Origin of the sequence: Pseudomonas sp. SWRI68, assembly GCF_014269165.1 — a bacterium.
GTDB classification, from domain to species: Bacteria; Pseudomonadota; Gammaproteobacteria; order Pseudomonadales; family Pseudomonadaceae; genus Aquipseudomonas; species Aquipseudomonas capeferrum.
On the sequence record NZ_JABWRU010000001.1, the window covers coordinates 485,124 to 498,507 of the forward strand.

The 13,384-nt window shown below is 63.8% G+C and carries 10 protein-coding genes; 3 read left to right on the plus strand and 7 right to left on the minus strand.

Annotation, left to right across the window (positions count from 1 at the left end):
- Nucleotides 1–2: 2 nt before the first annotated feature.
- On the plus strand, nt 3–3,068 hold the full coding sequence (locus HU770_RS02175) for an efflux RND transporter permease subunit (protein ID WP_186654428.1): 3,066 nt from the start codon (nt 3–5) through the stop codon (nt 3,066–3,068).
- 76 nt (nt 3,069–3,144) lie between these two features.
- On the opposite strand, the gene HU770_RS02180 is transcribed toward HU770_RS02175, so the two are convergent.
- From HU770_RS02180 to plsB, 3 genes are all read right to left on the minus strand, one after another.
- Nucleotides 3,145–3,834: a DUF4197 domain-containing protein gene (locus tag HU770_RS02180; RefSeq protein ID WP_033700903.1), complete on the minus strand. Its 690-nt coding sequence runs from the start codon at nt 3,832–3,834 to the stop codon at nt 3,145–3,147.
- Nucleotides 3,835–3,867: 33 nt separating this feature from the next.
- Nucleotides 3,868–4,266 carry a YbaY family lipoprotein gene (locus HU770_RS02185; protein ID WP_033700902.1) on the minus strand — a complete coding sequence of 133 codons (399 nt, stop codon included), beginning with the start codon at nt 4,264–4,266 and terminating at the stop codon, nt 3,868–3,870.
- A 76-nt stretch (nt 4,267–4,342) separates the two neighbouring features.
- On the minus strand, nt 4,343–6,829 hold the full coding sequence (gene plsB, locus HU770_RS02190; RefSeq protein WP_186662967.1) for a glycerol-3-phosphate 1-O-acyltransferase PlsB: 2,487 nt from the start codon (nt 6,827–6,829) through the stop codon (nt 4,343–4,345).
- 232 nt (nt 6,830–7,061) lie between these two features.
- On the opposite strand from plsB, the gene HU770_RS02195 reads away from it, so the two are divergent.
- Nucleotides 7,062–7,271 carry a cold-shock protein gene (locus tag HU770_RS02195; protein ID WP_027595776.1) on the plus strand — a complete coding sequence of 70 codons (210 nt, stop codon included), beginning with the start codon at nt 7,062–7,064 and terminating at the stop codon, nt 7,269–7,271.
- Between the two features lie 90 nt (nt 7,272–7,361).
- Here the strand turns inward: HU770_RS02195 and HU770_RS02200 are convergent, their stop codons facing one another.
- The 4 genes from HU770_RS02200 to HU770_RS02215 all read right to left on the minus strand — a co-directional run bounded on the left by HU770_RS02200 (nt 7,362) and on the right by HU770_RS02215 (nt 12,405).
- Nucleotides 7,362–7,739: a hypothetical protein gene (locus tag HU770_RS02200; protein ID WP_033700900.1), complete on the minus strand. Its 378-nt coding sequence runs from the start codon at nt 7,737–7,739 to the stop codon at nt 7,362–7,364.
- A 17-nt stretch (nt 7,740–7,756) separates the two neighbouring features.
- Nucleotides 7,757–8,569, minus strand: coding sequence for a putative RNA methyltransferase (locus HU770_RS02205; protein WP_186662968.1), 813 nt, complete (start codon nt 8,567–8,569; stop codon nt 7,757–7,759).
- Complete coding sequence (gene dapE, locus HU770_RS02210) at nt 8,569–9,720, minus strand: succinyl-diaminopimelate desuccinylase (protein ID WP_186662969.1); 1,152 nt, start codon at nt 9,718–9,720, stop codon at nt 8,569–8,571. Before dapE ends, HU770_RS02205 begins: the two co-directional genes overlap by 1 nt.
- 93 nt (nt 9,721–9,813) lie before the next feature.
- On the minus strand, nt 9,814–12,405 hold the full coding sequence (locus HU770_RS02215; RefSeq protein ID WP_033700895.1) for a glycosyltransferase: 2,592 nt from the start codon (nt 12,403–12,405) through the stop codon (nt 9,814–9,816).
- A gap of 133 nt (nt 12,406–12,538) precedes the next feature.
- Here HU770_RS02215 and tcdA point away from each other — a divergent pair, with 133 nt between their 5' ends.
- Nucleotides 12,539–13,348, plus strand: a complete 810-nt coding sequence (gene tcdA, locus HU770_RS02220; RefSeq protein WP_095064085.1) for a tRNA cyclic N6-threonylcarbamoyladenosine(37) synthase TcdA — start codon at nt 12,539–12,541, stop codon at nt 13,346–13,348.
- Nucleotides 13,349–13,384 lie beyond the last annotated feature (36 nt).

Genomic DNA, 13,384 nt, shown 5'->3' on the forward strand with positions numbered 1-13,384 from the left:
CGATGGGTTTCAACCTTTCCGCCTGGGCGCTGCGCAATCGCCAGATCGTACTGTTCCTGATGATCCTGCTGGCTGCCATTGGCGCCATGTCCTACACCAAGCTGGGCCAGAGCGAGGACCCGCCGTTCACCTTCAAGGCCATGGTCGTGCGCACCGTGTGGCCCGGCGCCACCGCCGAGGAAGTGTCGCGCCAGGTCACCGAGCGCATCGAGAAGAAGCTGATGGAGACCGGCGAGTACGAGAAGATCGTCTCGTTCTCCCGCCCGGGCGAGTCGCAGGTGACCTTCATGGCCCGCGACTCGCTGCATTCCAAGGATATCCCGGAGCTGTGGTACCAGATCCGCAAGAAAGTCGCGGACATCCGCCACACCTTGCCGCCGGAAATCCAGGGCCCGTTCTTCAATGACGAATTCGGCACCACGTTCGGCAATATCTACGCGCTGACCGGCACGGGCTTCGACTATGCGGTGCTCAAGGACTACGCCGACCGCATCCAGATCCAGCTGCAGCGGGTCAAGGATGTGGGCAAGGTCGAGTTGGTCGGGCTGCAGGACGAGAAGGTCTGGATCGAGCTGTCCAACCTCAAGCTGGCGACCCTCGGCGTGCCACTGGAAGCCGTCCAGCAGGCCCTCCAGGAGCAGAACGCGGTCAGCACGGCGGGCTTCTTCGAGACGCCCAGCGAGCGCCTGCAACTGCGGGTCAGCGGCCGCTTCGACAGTGTCGAGCAGATTCGTCAGTTCCCGATTCGGGTGGGCGATCGCACCTTCCGCATTGGTGACGTAGCCGAGGTGCACCGCGGCTTCAACGACCCACCCGCGCCGCGCATGCGCTTCATGGGTGAAGACGCCATCGGCCTGGCCGTGTCGATGAAGGACGGCGGCGACATCCTGGTGCTGGGCAAAGCCCTGGAGGGTGAGTTCGAGCGCCTGGCGCGCAACCTGCCGGCCGGTATGGAGCTGCGCAAGGTCTCTGACCAGCCGGCTGCAGTCAAGGCCGGCGTCGGTGAGTTCGTCCAGGTACTGGTCGAGGCGCTGGTCATCGTCCTGCTGGTGAGCTTCTTCTCTTTGGGCTTGCGCACCGGGCTGGTGGTGGCATTGGCCATTCCGTTGGTACTGGCCATGACCTTTGCCGCCATGCACTACTTCGGCATCGGCTTGCACAAGATTTCGCTCGGTGCGCTGGTGTTGGCGCTGGGCTTGCTGGTGGACGACGCGATCATTGCCGTGGAGATGATGGCGATCAAGATGGAGCAGGGCTACGACCGGTTCAAGGCGGCCAGCTATGCCTGGACGAGCACGGCCTTCCCCATGCTGACCGGTACCTTGATTACCGCTGCCGGCTTCTTGCCGATTGCCACGGCGGCGTCGAGCACGGGCGAGTACACCCGTTCGATCTTCCAGGTCGTGACCATCGCGCTGCTGACCTCCTGGGTTGCGGCGGTGGTGTTTGTCCCTTATCTGGGCGAACGCCTGCTGCCGGACCTGGCCAAGCTGCATGCTGCCCGTCATGGCAGCGATGGGCATGCGCCGGACCCTTACGCCACGCCGTTCTATCAGCGCGTACGGCGTGTGGTCGAGTGGTGCGTGCGGCGTCGCAAGACCGTCATTCTGCTGACCCTCGCAGCGTTCGTCGGCAGCATCCTGCTGTTCCGCTTCGTGCCGCAGCAGTTCTTTCCGGCGTCCGGGCGCCCAGAGCTGATGGTCGACCTGAAGCTGGCCGAGGGCGCGTCGCTGGCCAATACCGCCGAGCGGGTCAAACAACTGGAGGTGCTGCTCAAGCAGCAGGACGGCATCGACAACTATGTGGCCTATGTGGGCACCGGGTCGCCGCGCTTTTACCTGCCGCTGGACCAGCAGCTGCCGGCTGCCAGCTTTGCCCAGTTCGTCGTGCTGGCCAAATCGATGGAAGAGCGCGAACGGCTGCGCAGTTGGCTGATCGATACCGTCGACCAGCAGTTCCCCGACTTGCGCGCCCGCGTCACGCGCCTGGAAAACGGCCCACCCGTGGGTTACCCGGTGCAGTTCCGGGTGACCGGCGAGCATATCGAGAAGGTGCGCGCCCTGGCCCGCGAAGTGGCCGACAAGGTGCGCGAGAACCCGCACGTGGTAAACGTGCACCTGGACTGGGAGGAGCCAAGCAAGGCGGTGTTCCTGGCCATCGATCAGGACCGCGCCCGCGCCCTTGGCGTGAGCACCGCGCACCTGTCGAGCTTCTTGCGCAGCTCGCTGACCGGCACCACGGTCAGCCAGTACCGCGAGGACAACGAACTGATCGAGATCCTGCTGCGCGGCACGCAGAAAGAGCGTGGCGACCTGGCTAACCTGGGCAGCCTGGCGCTGCCCACCGACAACGGCCAGAGCGTGGCGCTGTCGCAGGTAGCGACCCTGGAGTACGGCTTCGAAGAAGGCATCATCTGGCACCGCAACCGCCTGCCAACGGTGACCGTGCGTGCCGATATCTACGATAAGGAGCAGCCGGCGACCCTGGTGCGACAGATCGAGCCGACGTTAAGCGACGTCAAGGCCAAACTGCCGGATGGCTACCTGCTCGAGGTGGGCGGTACCGTGGAAGATTCCGAGCGCGGGCAGAAATCGGTGAATGCCGGTATGCCGCTGTTCATCGTGGTGGTGTTGAGCCTGTTGATGATCCAGTTGCGCAGTTTCTCGCGCACGGTGATGGTGTTCCTTACCGCGCCCCTGGGGCTGATTGGCGTGACCTTGTTCCTGCTGGTGTTCCGCCAGCCGTTCGGCTTCGTGGCCATGCTCGGCACCATTGCCCTGGCCGGGATGATCATGCGCAACTCGGTGATCCTGGTGGATCAGATCGAACAGGACATCGCCTCGGGGATGGAGCGTTGGCAGGCGATCATCGAGGCTACGGTACGGCGCTTCCGGCCGATCGTGCTGACGGCACTGGCGGCGGTGCTGGCGATGATCCCGTTGTCGCGTAGCGTGTTCTATGGGCCGATGGCGGTGGCGATCATGGGCGGGTTGATCGTTGCGACGGCGTTGACGTTGCTGTTCTTGCCGGCGTTGTATGCGGCGTGGTTCAGGGTCCGGAAGGGCTGAGGCCGCTGGGAGGGCTTTGCCCTCCTTTCGCGACACAAGGCCGCTCCTGCGCAGGAGCGGCCTTGTCGTCTTGGCATCACAGTGCGCCAAATACCTTTTTGGCCAGGCTGGTAGCGGCCTCGGCCGGGTTCTGGCGAATGCTCTGCTCCTGCTTGGCGATCATTTCAAACAGGCCATCCAGGGCCTTTTCGGTCACGTAGCTCTCGACATTGGCGCTCTTGGCACTGCCCAGCCCCAGGGCTGAAGCTTGACCGGCAAAGTTGTTGTATTGCTGAACCACGCCAACCTTGTCGGTCGCTGCCTTGACGATCGGCAGGAACTTGGCGCGGATCTGCTCGCGGCTGCTCTTGTTCAGGTACTGGGTGGCAGAGTCGTCGCCACCGCTGAGGATGCCCTTGGCATCGGTCACGCTCATGTTCTTCACCGCATCCACCAGGATTGCCTGGGCTTGCGGTACCGCCGCCTCTGCGGCCTTGTTCATGCTGTCTTCCAGGGCTGTAACCTGGTCACCCTTGCCGAACATCTTCATGGCCTTGGCGGCCTTGCCGAGGTTGCCCGGCAACTCGATGCGCACGTCCGGGTTGTTGCTGAAGCCACCGGGGGCACTCAGCTGCTTGACGGCAATCTGCGCGCCCTGGGTCAGGGCGTCTTTCAGGCCACCGCTGGCGTCCTTCTGGGTCAGGTCGCCAAGCGACAGGGCCAGCGCGCTGGCCGACAGCAACAGGCCGGCGCACAGGGCGGTGAAACGCAGGGATGAGCGAATCATGAAGCTTTCCTTTTGAACAGAAATAGGCGGGTATCAGCGCACGGGGTCGACTTTGACCCGTACTGGCTGCACGTCGCTGCCATCCAGCGTGACGCCGTGATGCTCGGTGTTGATGAACAGCAGCTTGCCGTCCAGTTCGATACGGGCACTCACCGCATAGCGGTGGCCAGGCTTGACCTGGGCCGGGTCGTAGGTGAGGTGGAACGGCAGTGGCACGTTGCCTTTGACCGGGCCGGCCTGGCGCGCCAGGGTGACGGCAGGGGCGTCCATCAGCGACACATCCTGCAGCTCCACGCTGAGGGTGGCGGTGGGCGGCAGGGCGATGCGCTGCAGGTAGAAGACTTCACCCTCAAGGCTCGCCTGGGGCGACGGGGTGTGGCTGGAGCAGGCTGCGAGCAGGGATGCACAACACAGCATTACGAGCTTTTTCATGGAATCTCCGTTGTCCGTGGCGTTGGCTTGTGGCCAACGCCAAGGACTTTAACGGATTTGCGCGGTAGATGAAGCCTTAGAGGGCCGAAGTTTCCAGGGCATCGTCGCGATGCAAGGCTACCTGGCGGATCGACAGCCGCAGCTCTGCCGACAGCACACGCTTGGCGACCCCTTCGGCCAGCTCGGCGAGCTTGTCGTGATAGCCCAGCTTGCCTTGCGCGTCCGCTTGCAGCACCCCTTGCTCGATCAACGTCTGGATGAAGTGGCGGAACAGGCTCTTGTCGAAGAACTCCGGGGCATTCAGGCCATGCAGGATCGACAGGCGCTGGGCCATCATCACGCAGAGGTCTTCCAGTGCTTCGGCGCTCAGGCTATGTTGGCCGCTGTTGAGCAGCAGCGAGGTGGCCATGTAGAAGCGCTGCAGGGTCTGGGTGATGTTGCGGGCCAGCAAGGTCAGCAACACGAACGGGCGCGAGCTGGGGGCCGGGCGCAGGTATACATCGTTTTCCTGGCGCAGCAGCCCTTGCGCGACCAGCGCCGCTAGCCATTGGTCGATCACCTCGTCCAGTTGCTCGGGTGCCCAGCGCAGGAACAGCTCGGCCTGCAGGTATGGGTACAGCGCTTTGACATACTGGCCAAGCAGTTCACGGCTCATCCGCGAGCTGCTGAGGAAGAAGCTCGCCAGCAGCGCCGGCAGGGCGAAGATATGCAGGACGTTGTTGCGGTAATAGGTCATCAGCACCGCATCGGCTTCATCCAGGTACAGGATGCGGCCCAAGGCGTCCTTCTGCTCAGCCAGCAGCTTCATGCCCTTCACGTGCTCGATCAGCGCCATGCCGTCGCCTTCGGGCAAGGTGGTGTGGGGCGAATACGGTACTTGGCGCAACAGCGCCAGGTACAGGTCGAGCACGCGGCACAGGGCGCGTTCGTCGAGGGCGTGACGGCTGGTGGACAGAAGCGCCAGGGCCACCAGGTTGACCGGGTTGATCGCCGCAGCCCCATTGAGGTGGCGGGCTACGGTTTCACCCAGGCGTGTGGTGGTTTCATTCAACCAGGCTGGGCGGAACTGCGGGCCATGCTCCTGCTCGCGCCAGCCGGGTTGCTGTGCATCGAGAAAGCCGGCCAAACGGATCGGCTCGCCAAAGTTGACATAGACCTGGCCAAAACGCTGCTTGAGCGCGCTGAACACCTTGAAGATGTCGAAGATCGATTCCTTCTTCTTGCTGGCGCCGCGCAACTCGCCCAGGTAGGTGCGGCCTTCGAGCACGCGCTCGTAGCCGATGTACACCGGCACGAAGACGATCGGCGTGCGCGAAGAGCGCAGGAAGCTGCGCAGGGTGATCGCCAGCATGCCGGTGCGCGGCTGCAGCATGCGCCCGGTGCGCGAACGGCCGCCTTCGACGAAGTACTCCACCGGGAAGCCCTTGCTGAACAGCGTGTGCAGGTACTCGTTGAACACAGCGGTATAAAGCGGGTTGCCCTTGAAGGTACGGCGCATGAAAAAGGCCCCGCCACGGCGCAGCAGGCTACCGACCACCGGCATGTTGAGGTTGATGCCGGCCGCCACGTGCGGTGGGGTGAGGCCGTTTTTGAACAGCAGGTAGGACAGCAGCAGGTAGTCGATGTGGCTGCGGTGGCAGGGCACGTAGACGACTTCGTGGCCAGGGGCGATGCCCTGCACCTGCTCGATGTGGTTGACCTTGATGCCGTCGTAGATCTTGTTCCAGAACCAGCTCAGTACCACTTCAAGGAAGCGGATCGCGGTGTAGGTGTAGTCCGAGGCGATCTCGTTGCCATAGCGCAGTGCCTGGGCTTCGGCCTTGGCCAGCGGGATGCCCTCACGCTCGGCCTCATCGCTGATGGCCTGGCGCACCTGCGGGGCATGGACCAGGCCTTTGACCAGGTTGCGTCGGTGCGAGATGTCCGGGCCGATGACTGCCGTCTTGAGGTTGCGAAAGTGCACGCGCATCAGGCGCTGGGCCATGCGCACGGTGCGTTCATGGCCTTTGTTGTGCTGCACCAGTTCGCGCAGGTGGATCGGGGCAGAGAACTGCACGCGGGTCTTGCGCCCCAGTATCAGCACGGTCAGCAGCCGGCGCAGGCGCCCGGTGACCGCCCAGCTGTCGGCGAACAGCAGCTTCCATGGGCTGGACTCACTGGCGGGGGTTTGGCCCCAGAACACGCTCACCGGGATGATCTGCGCATCTTCCTCGGCATGCTGGCTTACCGCTGCGACCAGGCGTTCGAGGGTGGGCGGGGCGCCGCTCTTGTCCTGGCGGCCCAGCCAGTCGGGGTCGGGTGTCAGGTAGAAGAACGCCGCCGGTTCCTGCAATGTGCCGACGGCCACCGGTAGCACCGGGCGTGGCAGCCCCGCTTTGATGCATTCGCGGTCGAGGACTGCCAGGTCAGTCAGTGAGGGCGAAGGCAGGGCATAGAACACCGGGCGGCTGCGGTCGAGCTTGAGCGTCAGCGACGACTGGTTGATGGTCTCGGAGCGCACCCACAGGTACAACAGGCGACGCAGGGCGCCGAAGATCAGGCGGCGCAGGGGGGAACGGGTCATGGGGTGTGTGCCCTGGGAATGATTTTCAGGTGAGTATCCAGCCATTTAGTCTGCCGTATGTGCGTAAGTTCAGCAAAAATCGGCAAAAAGTGGAGGCGTCATCAATTTTTTTTAATCTGTGTCATATACTCGGCCTGCCACTTGCAGGATATTTCGGCAAGCGGCGTCGGCACGTGGTGATGACTGCGTGCCTACAAGGCGATCTTCACAATAAAAATCCGGAGTAGTTCAGATGTCGTCTCGTGAGACTGGGAATGTAAAGTGGTTCAACGATGCCAAGGGCTATGGCTTCATTCAACGCGAAGGTGGTGCGGATGTGTTCGTCCACTATCGCGCGATCCGCGGTGAGGGGCATCGTACCCTGGTCGAAGGGCAGCAGGTCGAGTACGCCTGCGTGCAGGGCCAGAAAGGCCTGCAAGCCGAGGACGTAGTAGGGCTCTGAGCCTCAAGCTGTAAGCCTCAAGCTGCAAGTGACCGTGTACTTGCAGCCTGATGCGATCCGGCTTGGCGCTTGCAGCTTAAAGCTTGCAGTTCAAGAAGTGCGCCAGGTGATTTCCTCTTCACCGTCGGCGCTGATGCGGACCCAGCGATCGGCATCTTCTTCACCGTCTTCCTCGACCCAGCCACCCGGTGCGCAGCGGACTTCGACGCCGAGTGCGGCGTGCGCCGCGCGGGCGCAGGCGATGTCATCAGCCCACGGGGTCTGGTCGCTTTCCAGGTAGAGGCTGTTCCATTTCCCCACAGCCTTGGGTAACCAGGTGACTGGAATGTTACCGGCCTTGCACTTGAAGGTCTGGCCTTTCTGCTGCCACTCGCTGCACGGGCCCACGGCCTGGGCCAGCCAGTCGGCAATCTGCTTGTGGTCGACGTCGGCGTCCTTCAGGTAAATCTCGATATCAGGTTGGCGCATAAGGGCTCCGGGTGTGCTCAGTCTTGGCGCACGAAATAGTCATAACGCATGGAAACCGTGACCTCGAACGGCTCGGGCTGGTCGATCACCTGTGCCCGTTTTTCGGCGCTGGCGCGCCAGCCGTGCGGGGTCATGGCCAGCAGGTCGGCGCGTGCCTTGGGCGCCGCGAGGCTCAGGCGGAACTCGAGGGTTTCGCTGTGCGCGTGAGCCATGCCCTCCGGCACCAGGGCCAGGTGCTTGTCATCGGCATACGGACGCACTTCATCGTAGAGCACTTCGCGCAGCTCCATCAGGTGGCCGCTGGTCGGGCCGACCCGCATCAAGCCGCCACCGGGGCTGAGCAGGCGTTTGGCTTCGGCCCAGTCCAGCGGGCTGAACACGCTGGCGATGAACTGGCAGCTGGCATCTGCCAGGGGCACGCGGGCCATGCTGGCGACCATCCAGGTAACCGCTGGATCACGCCGGCAGGCGCGCTTGACCGCCTCGCGCGAGATGTCCAGGGCATAGCCGTCGGCATCGGGCAGGGCGTTGGCGAGCTGCGCGGTGTAATAGCCTTCACCGCAACCGATGTCCAGCCAGGCACCGGGCTGGCGCTCGGCGGCCAGCTCGGCCAGGCGGCGGGCCACCGGGGCATAGTGGCCGGCGTCGAGGAAGTCGCGACGGGCTTCGACCATGGCCTGGTTGTCACCGGGGTCACGGCTGTTCTTGTGCTGCACCGGCAGCAGGTTCAGGTAACCCTGGCGCGCACGGTCGAAGCGGTGGCCCGCAGGGCACACCACGCCGTTGTCGAGCGGTGTCAGGGCTGCCTGGCAGAGGGGGCAGGCGAGCATCAGGCGAGCAACCGGACCAGGGTCTGGTAGTAGATCTCGGTCAGCAAGTCGAGGTCGCTGGCCAGGATCCGCTCATCGACCTGGTGAATGGTGGCGTTGACCGGGCCGAGTTCGACCACCTGGGTGCCCATGGTGGCGATGAAGCGGCCGTCCGAGGTGCCGCCACTGGTGGAGGGGTGGGTATCACGGTCGGTGACGGCCTTGATGCTGGCCGACACGGCATCGAGCAACTCGCCCGGTTCGGTGAGGAACGGCAGGCCAGACAGCGCCCACTCGACGCTCCACTCAAGCTGATGCTTGTCGAGGATCGCCGCTACCCGCTGTTGCAGGCCTTCGACGGTCGACTCGGTGGAGAAGCGGAAGTTGAACAGCGCGGTCAGTTCGCCGGGTACCACATTGGTGGCGCCAGTGCCGGAGTTGAGGTTGGAGATCTGGAAGCTGGTCGGCGGGAAGAAGGCGTTGCCTTCGTCCCAGTGTTCGGCCGCCAGTTCTGCCAAGGCGGGGGCGGCGAGGTGAATCGGGTTGCGCGCCAGGTGCGGGTAGGCCACATGGCCTTGCTTGCCACGTACGGTCAGCTTCGCGCCCAGCGAGCCGCGGCGGCCGTTCTTGACCACGTCGCCGAGCAGGTTGGTGCTCGAAGGCTCGCCGACGATGCACCAGTCCAGGCGCTCGTTGCGCGCTTTCAGGCGCTCGACCACGGCCTTGGTGCCGTGGTGGGCCGGGCCTTCTTCGTCGCTGGTGATCAGGAAGGCGACCTTGCCGCGGTGGCCCGGGTAGTCACGCACGAAACGCTCGCTGGCCACCACCATCGAGGCCAGGCTGCCTTTCATGTCGGCGGCGCCACGGCCGCAGAGCATGCCGTCGGCGTCGATCAGCGCTTCGAACGGCTCATGCTGCCACTGCTGCACCGGGCCGGTCGGCACCACGTCGGTGTGGCCGGCGAAGCACAGCACCGGGCCTTCCTGGTTGCCATGGGTGGCCCAGAAGTTGTCGACGTCCTCGATGCGCATGGGTTCGAGGGTGAAGCCCACGGCGCCCAGGCGACTCATCATTTGTGCCTGGCAGTCGGCATCGACGGGGGTGACCGAGGGGCGACGGATCAGGTCGCAGGCCAGTTGAAGGGTAGGCGAGAGCTCGGCAGGGGCCGTCATGGGGAACTCCGGGGCAAGGCAAGGCGGAAAAACGAGGGGCGTTATCTTATATCAAACAAGCAGGCCGATGGGGCGCAAAGCGCCCCCGGATTTTCAGGCCTGCTGTGGCTGCGCAACCTTGTCCGCAGGCTTTGGCAGCGAAGACAGCAACGCCATCACCAACGCCGCCAGATACGGCAACGATTGCACCAGCAACATCGCCACCCAGAAGCGCATGTCCGAGCTTGGCAGCCCTTGCACCAGGAAGATGCCCAGTGCCGCGCCCCAAAGCAGCAACATGATGAACAGCTCTTCACGCGCTTCGGAGAGGGCCACCAACACCCCGTGGCTGTCGGCGTTCTTCGGCGTGCGGAAGAACGGCATGCTGCTGGTGAAGAACCCGTACAACACCGCCTTGGCGATGGTGTGCGACAACGCCAGCCCCGCCAGCGCCGCGGCGAAGGCATCCTTGAGGTTGACCCCGACCGCCCGGCGGTACAGGAAGATGATCTTGCCGACCTTGAAGAAGAACAGCGCCAGGGGCGGGATGGCGAAAATCATCAGCGGCGGGTCGACCCGGTGCGGGACGATGATCATCGCCGCCGACCACAGCAATGCGCCGACGGTGAAGAAGATGTTCATGCCGTCGGCCACCCACGGCAGCCAGCCGGCCAGGAAGTGGTAGCGCTGGCCACGGGTCAGCTCGCTGCCCTTGCCGCGCAGCAGGGCGCCGGCATGGTGCTTGATGATCTGGATGGCGCCATAGGCCCAGCGGAAGCGCTGCTTCTTGAAGTCGATGAAGGTGTCGGGCATCAGGCCCTTGCCGTAGCTGTTGTGGGCGTAGGCGGCCGACAGGCCTTTCTCGAATACCCGCAGGCCCAGTTCGGCATCCTCGCAGATGCACCATTCGGCCCAGCCGAGTTCTTCCAGGACTGTGCGGCGGGTCATGGTCATGGTGCCGTGCTGGATGATCGCGTCACGGTCGTTGCGGGTCACCATGCCGATGTGGAAAAAGCCCTTGTATTCGCTGTAGCACAGCTTCTTGAAGGCGCTTTCGTGCTGGTCGCGATAGTCCTGCGGCGACTGCACCACGGCGATCTTCGGGTCGGCGAAATGCGGCACCATGTGCTTGAGCCAGTTGCGGTCGACGCAGTAGTCCGAGTCGATCACCGCGATCACTTCGGCGTCCTTGGCGGTGTGCGGGAGCAGGTAGTTGAGTGCGCCGCCCTTGAAACCGGCCAACGGCGCGACGTGGAAGAACTTGAAGCGCTCGCCAAGCTTCTCGCAGTGCGCCTTGAGCGGCTCCCACACGGCCGGGTCCTTGGTGTTGTTGTCGATCACCAGCACTTCGTAGTCGGGGTAATCCAGCGCGGCCAGGGCATCGAGGGTCTGCTTGACCATCTCGGGCGGCTCGTTGTAGCACGGTACATGCACCGACACCTTGGGCCGGTAGGCGCTGTCGGCCTGCACCGGCAGGAACTCGCGCCGTCGCTTGTGAATCCATACCGCCTCCGCCAGTTCGTGGGCCTCGGTCATCAGCACGATGAACACGCCCAAGGCCCCCAGCGCCAGCAGCACGCCGACGGTCAGGCTGAACCAGGTGCTGTATTGCTGGCTGTAGTCGTAGGCGATCCACACCAGCACCGACCCACACAGGAAGGTGATGAAGGTCAGGAAGGTGCGGCCACGCTGGCGCAAGGCCGAACCGTCGATCAGCAGCACGGCCAGGGCAATCATCGCCAGTACCACCGACGCCACGGCCAGGGCCCGCCACTGCGGGATGGCGACCACGGGGCCATCGAAGTTGAACTTCTGCTGGCGTTCGGCGTTGAACACGCCCCAGTAGGCGCCTACCGAGCCTTCGTCACTGGCTTTCCAGGGCTGGTCGTAGGCCTCGATGACAAAGTAGTTGTAGCCACGGCGGTTGAGGGTGTTGACCAAGGTGCGCAGGTAGATGGCCTGGTCGGCCTGGGTGGCATCGGCGCCGCCGCGCATACGGCCGTTGCTTGGCCAGCCGACTTCCGACAGCAGCAGTGGCTTGCGTGGGAACTGCTGCTTGAGCTCGCGGGCGCGGTCGAGCACGAATTCCACCGAGTCCTTCATCGGCACGAATTCCCAGTAAGGCAGGATGTGCGCGGCGATCAGGTCGACGTGCTTGGCCAGCTCCGGGTTTTCCTTCCAGATATGCCATTGCTCACTGGTGGTGACCGGCACCTTGACCGCCGCGCGTACCCGGTCCAGGTACTGGATCAAGGCTTGTGGGGTGACTTCTTCGCGGAACAGCGCCTCGTTGCCCACCACTACCCGCACCACACTGCGCGAGGTGTTGGCCAGTTCAATGGCGCTGGCGATTTCGCGCTCGTTGCGCTCAAGGTCCGGGCTGATCCAGATACCCAAGGTCACCCGCAGGCCGAATTCTTCGGCCAGGCGCGGGATATCGGCCTGGGTGCCCTCTACGGTATAGATGCGGATGCTGTCGGTCAGCTTGCTCATCTGCTCCAGGTCCTGGCGCATCTCGTCGTCGTTGGGGTATTGGCCCTTTTGCGGGCTTTCGCCCAGACGGAACGGCGAATACGAGAAGCCGGAGATCTGTTCCGGCCAGGCAGGCGCGGACACCGGGCGGTTGATCAGCGCCCAGAACCCGGTAAATAGCGCAGCGATGGCCAGGACCACGACCAGGTTGAGGCCGAATTTGCGTGATGACATTGTCGTCCAAGTCTGTCGAATTGAGTGAATATTAAAGCAGGATTGGTAGGCACTTTCCTAACGATGGAGGCTACGGGCGCCATTGGCATATAATGCGCGCCGTTTTTTGGGGTATGAGCTTCGGGGTAGCAAGATGAGCACAGAAGATCCACGCTTCGCCGGCGTTGCCCGGTTGTACGGCGACGATGGCCTGCAACGGCTGAAGTTGGCCCATGTAGCTGTCGTCGGTATCGGCGGGGTCGGCTCTTGGGCGGCCGAAGCATTGGCCCGCAGTGGCGTGGGCGAAATCACCCTGTTCGACCTCGACGATGTCTGCGTCAGCAATACCAACCGCCAGGCCCATGCCCTGGAAGGGCAGGTGGGCCGGCCCAAGGTCGAAGTCATGGCCGAGCGCCTGCGGGCGATCAACCCGGCGTGTACGGTGCATGCGGTAGCTGACTTCGTGACCCGCGAAACCATGGCCGAGTACATCACCGAAGGGCTCGACTGTGTCATCGACTGTATCGACAGTGTCATGGCCAAGGCCGCACTGATCGCCTGGTGCAAGCGCCGCAAGATCGCCATTGTCACCACCGGTGGCGCAGGTGGGCAGATCGACCCGACGCAGATCCAGGTCGGAGACCTCAACAAGACCTTCAACGACCCGCTGGCCTCGCGGGTACGCTCGACCTTGCGCCGCGACTACAACTTCTCGCGCAATGTCAGCCGCAACTACGGTGTGCCCTGTGTGTTTTCCAGCGAGCAGCTGCGCTACCCCAAGGGGGATGGCAGCGTTTGCCTGCAGAAGAGCTTCGTCGGTGAAGGCGTGCGCCTGGACTGCTCGGGCGGGTTTGGCGCGGTGATGATGGTGACTGCGACCTTTGCCATGGTGGCGGCGAGCAAGGCCGTGGAAAAGCTGGTGGCAGGTGCCCGGCGGCCTTCGGAGCGGGTCAAGCCCGAGTAAGGCGCACGATCTGTGCAGCATTTTTCGCCCGTTAAC

Bases quoted from the DNA above. Each gene is read 5' to 3' on its own strand.
- HU770_RS02175 (WP_186654428.1), top strand. From the start codon at position 3: ATGGGTTTCAACCTTTCCGCCTGGGCGCTGCGCAATCGCCAGATCGTA.
- HU770_RS02180 (WP_033700903.1), bottom strand. From the start codon at position 3,834: ATGATTCGCTCATCCCTGCGTTTCACCGCCCTGTGCGCCGGCCTGTTG.
- HU770_RS02185 (WP_033700902.1), bottom strand. From the start codon at position 4,266: ATGAAAAAGCTCGTAATGCTGTGTTGTGCATCCCTGCTCGCAGCCTGC.
- plsB (WP_186662967.1), bottom strand. From the start codon at position 6,829: ATGACCCGTTCCCCCCTGCGCCGCCTGATCTTCGGCGCCCTGCGTCGC.
- HU770_RS02195 (WP_027595776.1), top strand. From the start codon at position 7,062: ATGTCGTCTCGTGAGACTGGGAATGTAAAGTGGTTCAACGATGCCAAG.
- HU770_RS02200 (WP_033700900.1), bottom strand. From the start codon at position 7,739: ATGCGCCAACCTGATATCGAGATTTACCTGAAGGACGCCGACGTCGAC.
- HU770_RS02205 (WP_186662968.1), bottom strand. From the start codon at position 8,569: ATGCTCGCCTGCCCCCTCTGCCAGGCAGCCCTGACACCGCTCGACAAC.
- dapE (WP_186662969.1), bottom strand. From the start codon at position 9,720: ATGACGGCCCCTGCCGAGCTCTCGCCTACCCTTCAACTGGCCTGCGAC.
- HU770_RS02215 (WP_033700895.1), bottom strand. From the start codon at position 12,405: ATGTCATCACGCAAATTCGGCCTCAACCTGGTCGTGGTCCTGGCCATC.
- tcdA (WP_095064085.1), top strand. From the start codon at position 12,539: ATGAGCACAGAAGATCCACGCTTCGCCGGCGTTGCCCGGTTGTACGGC.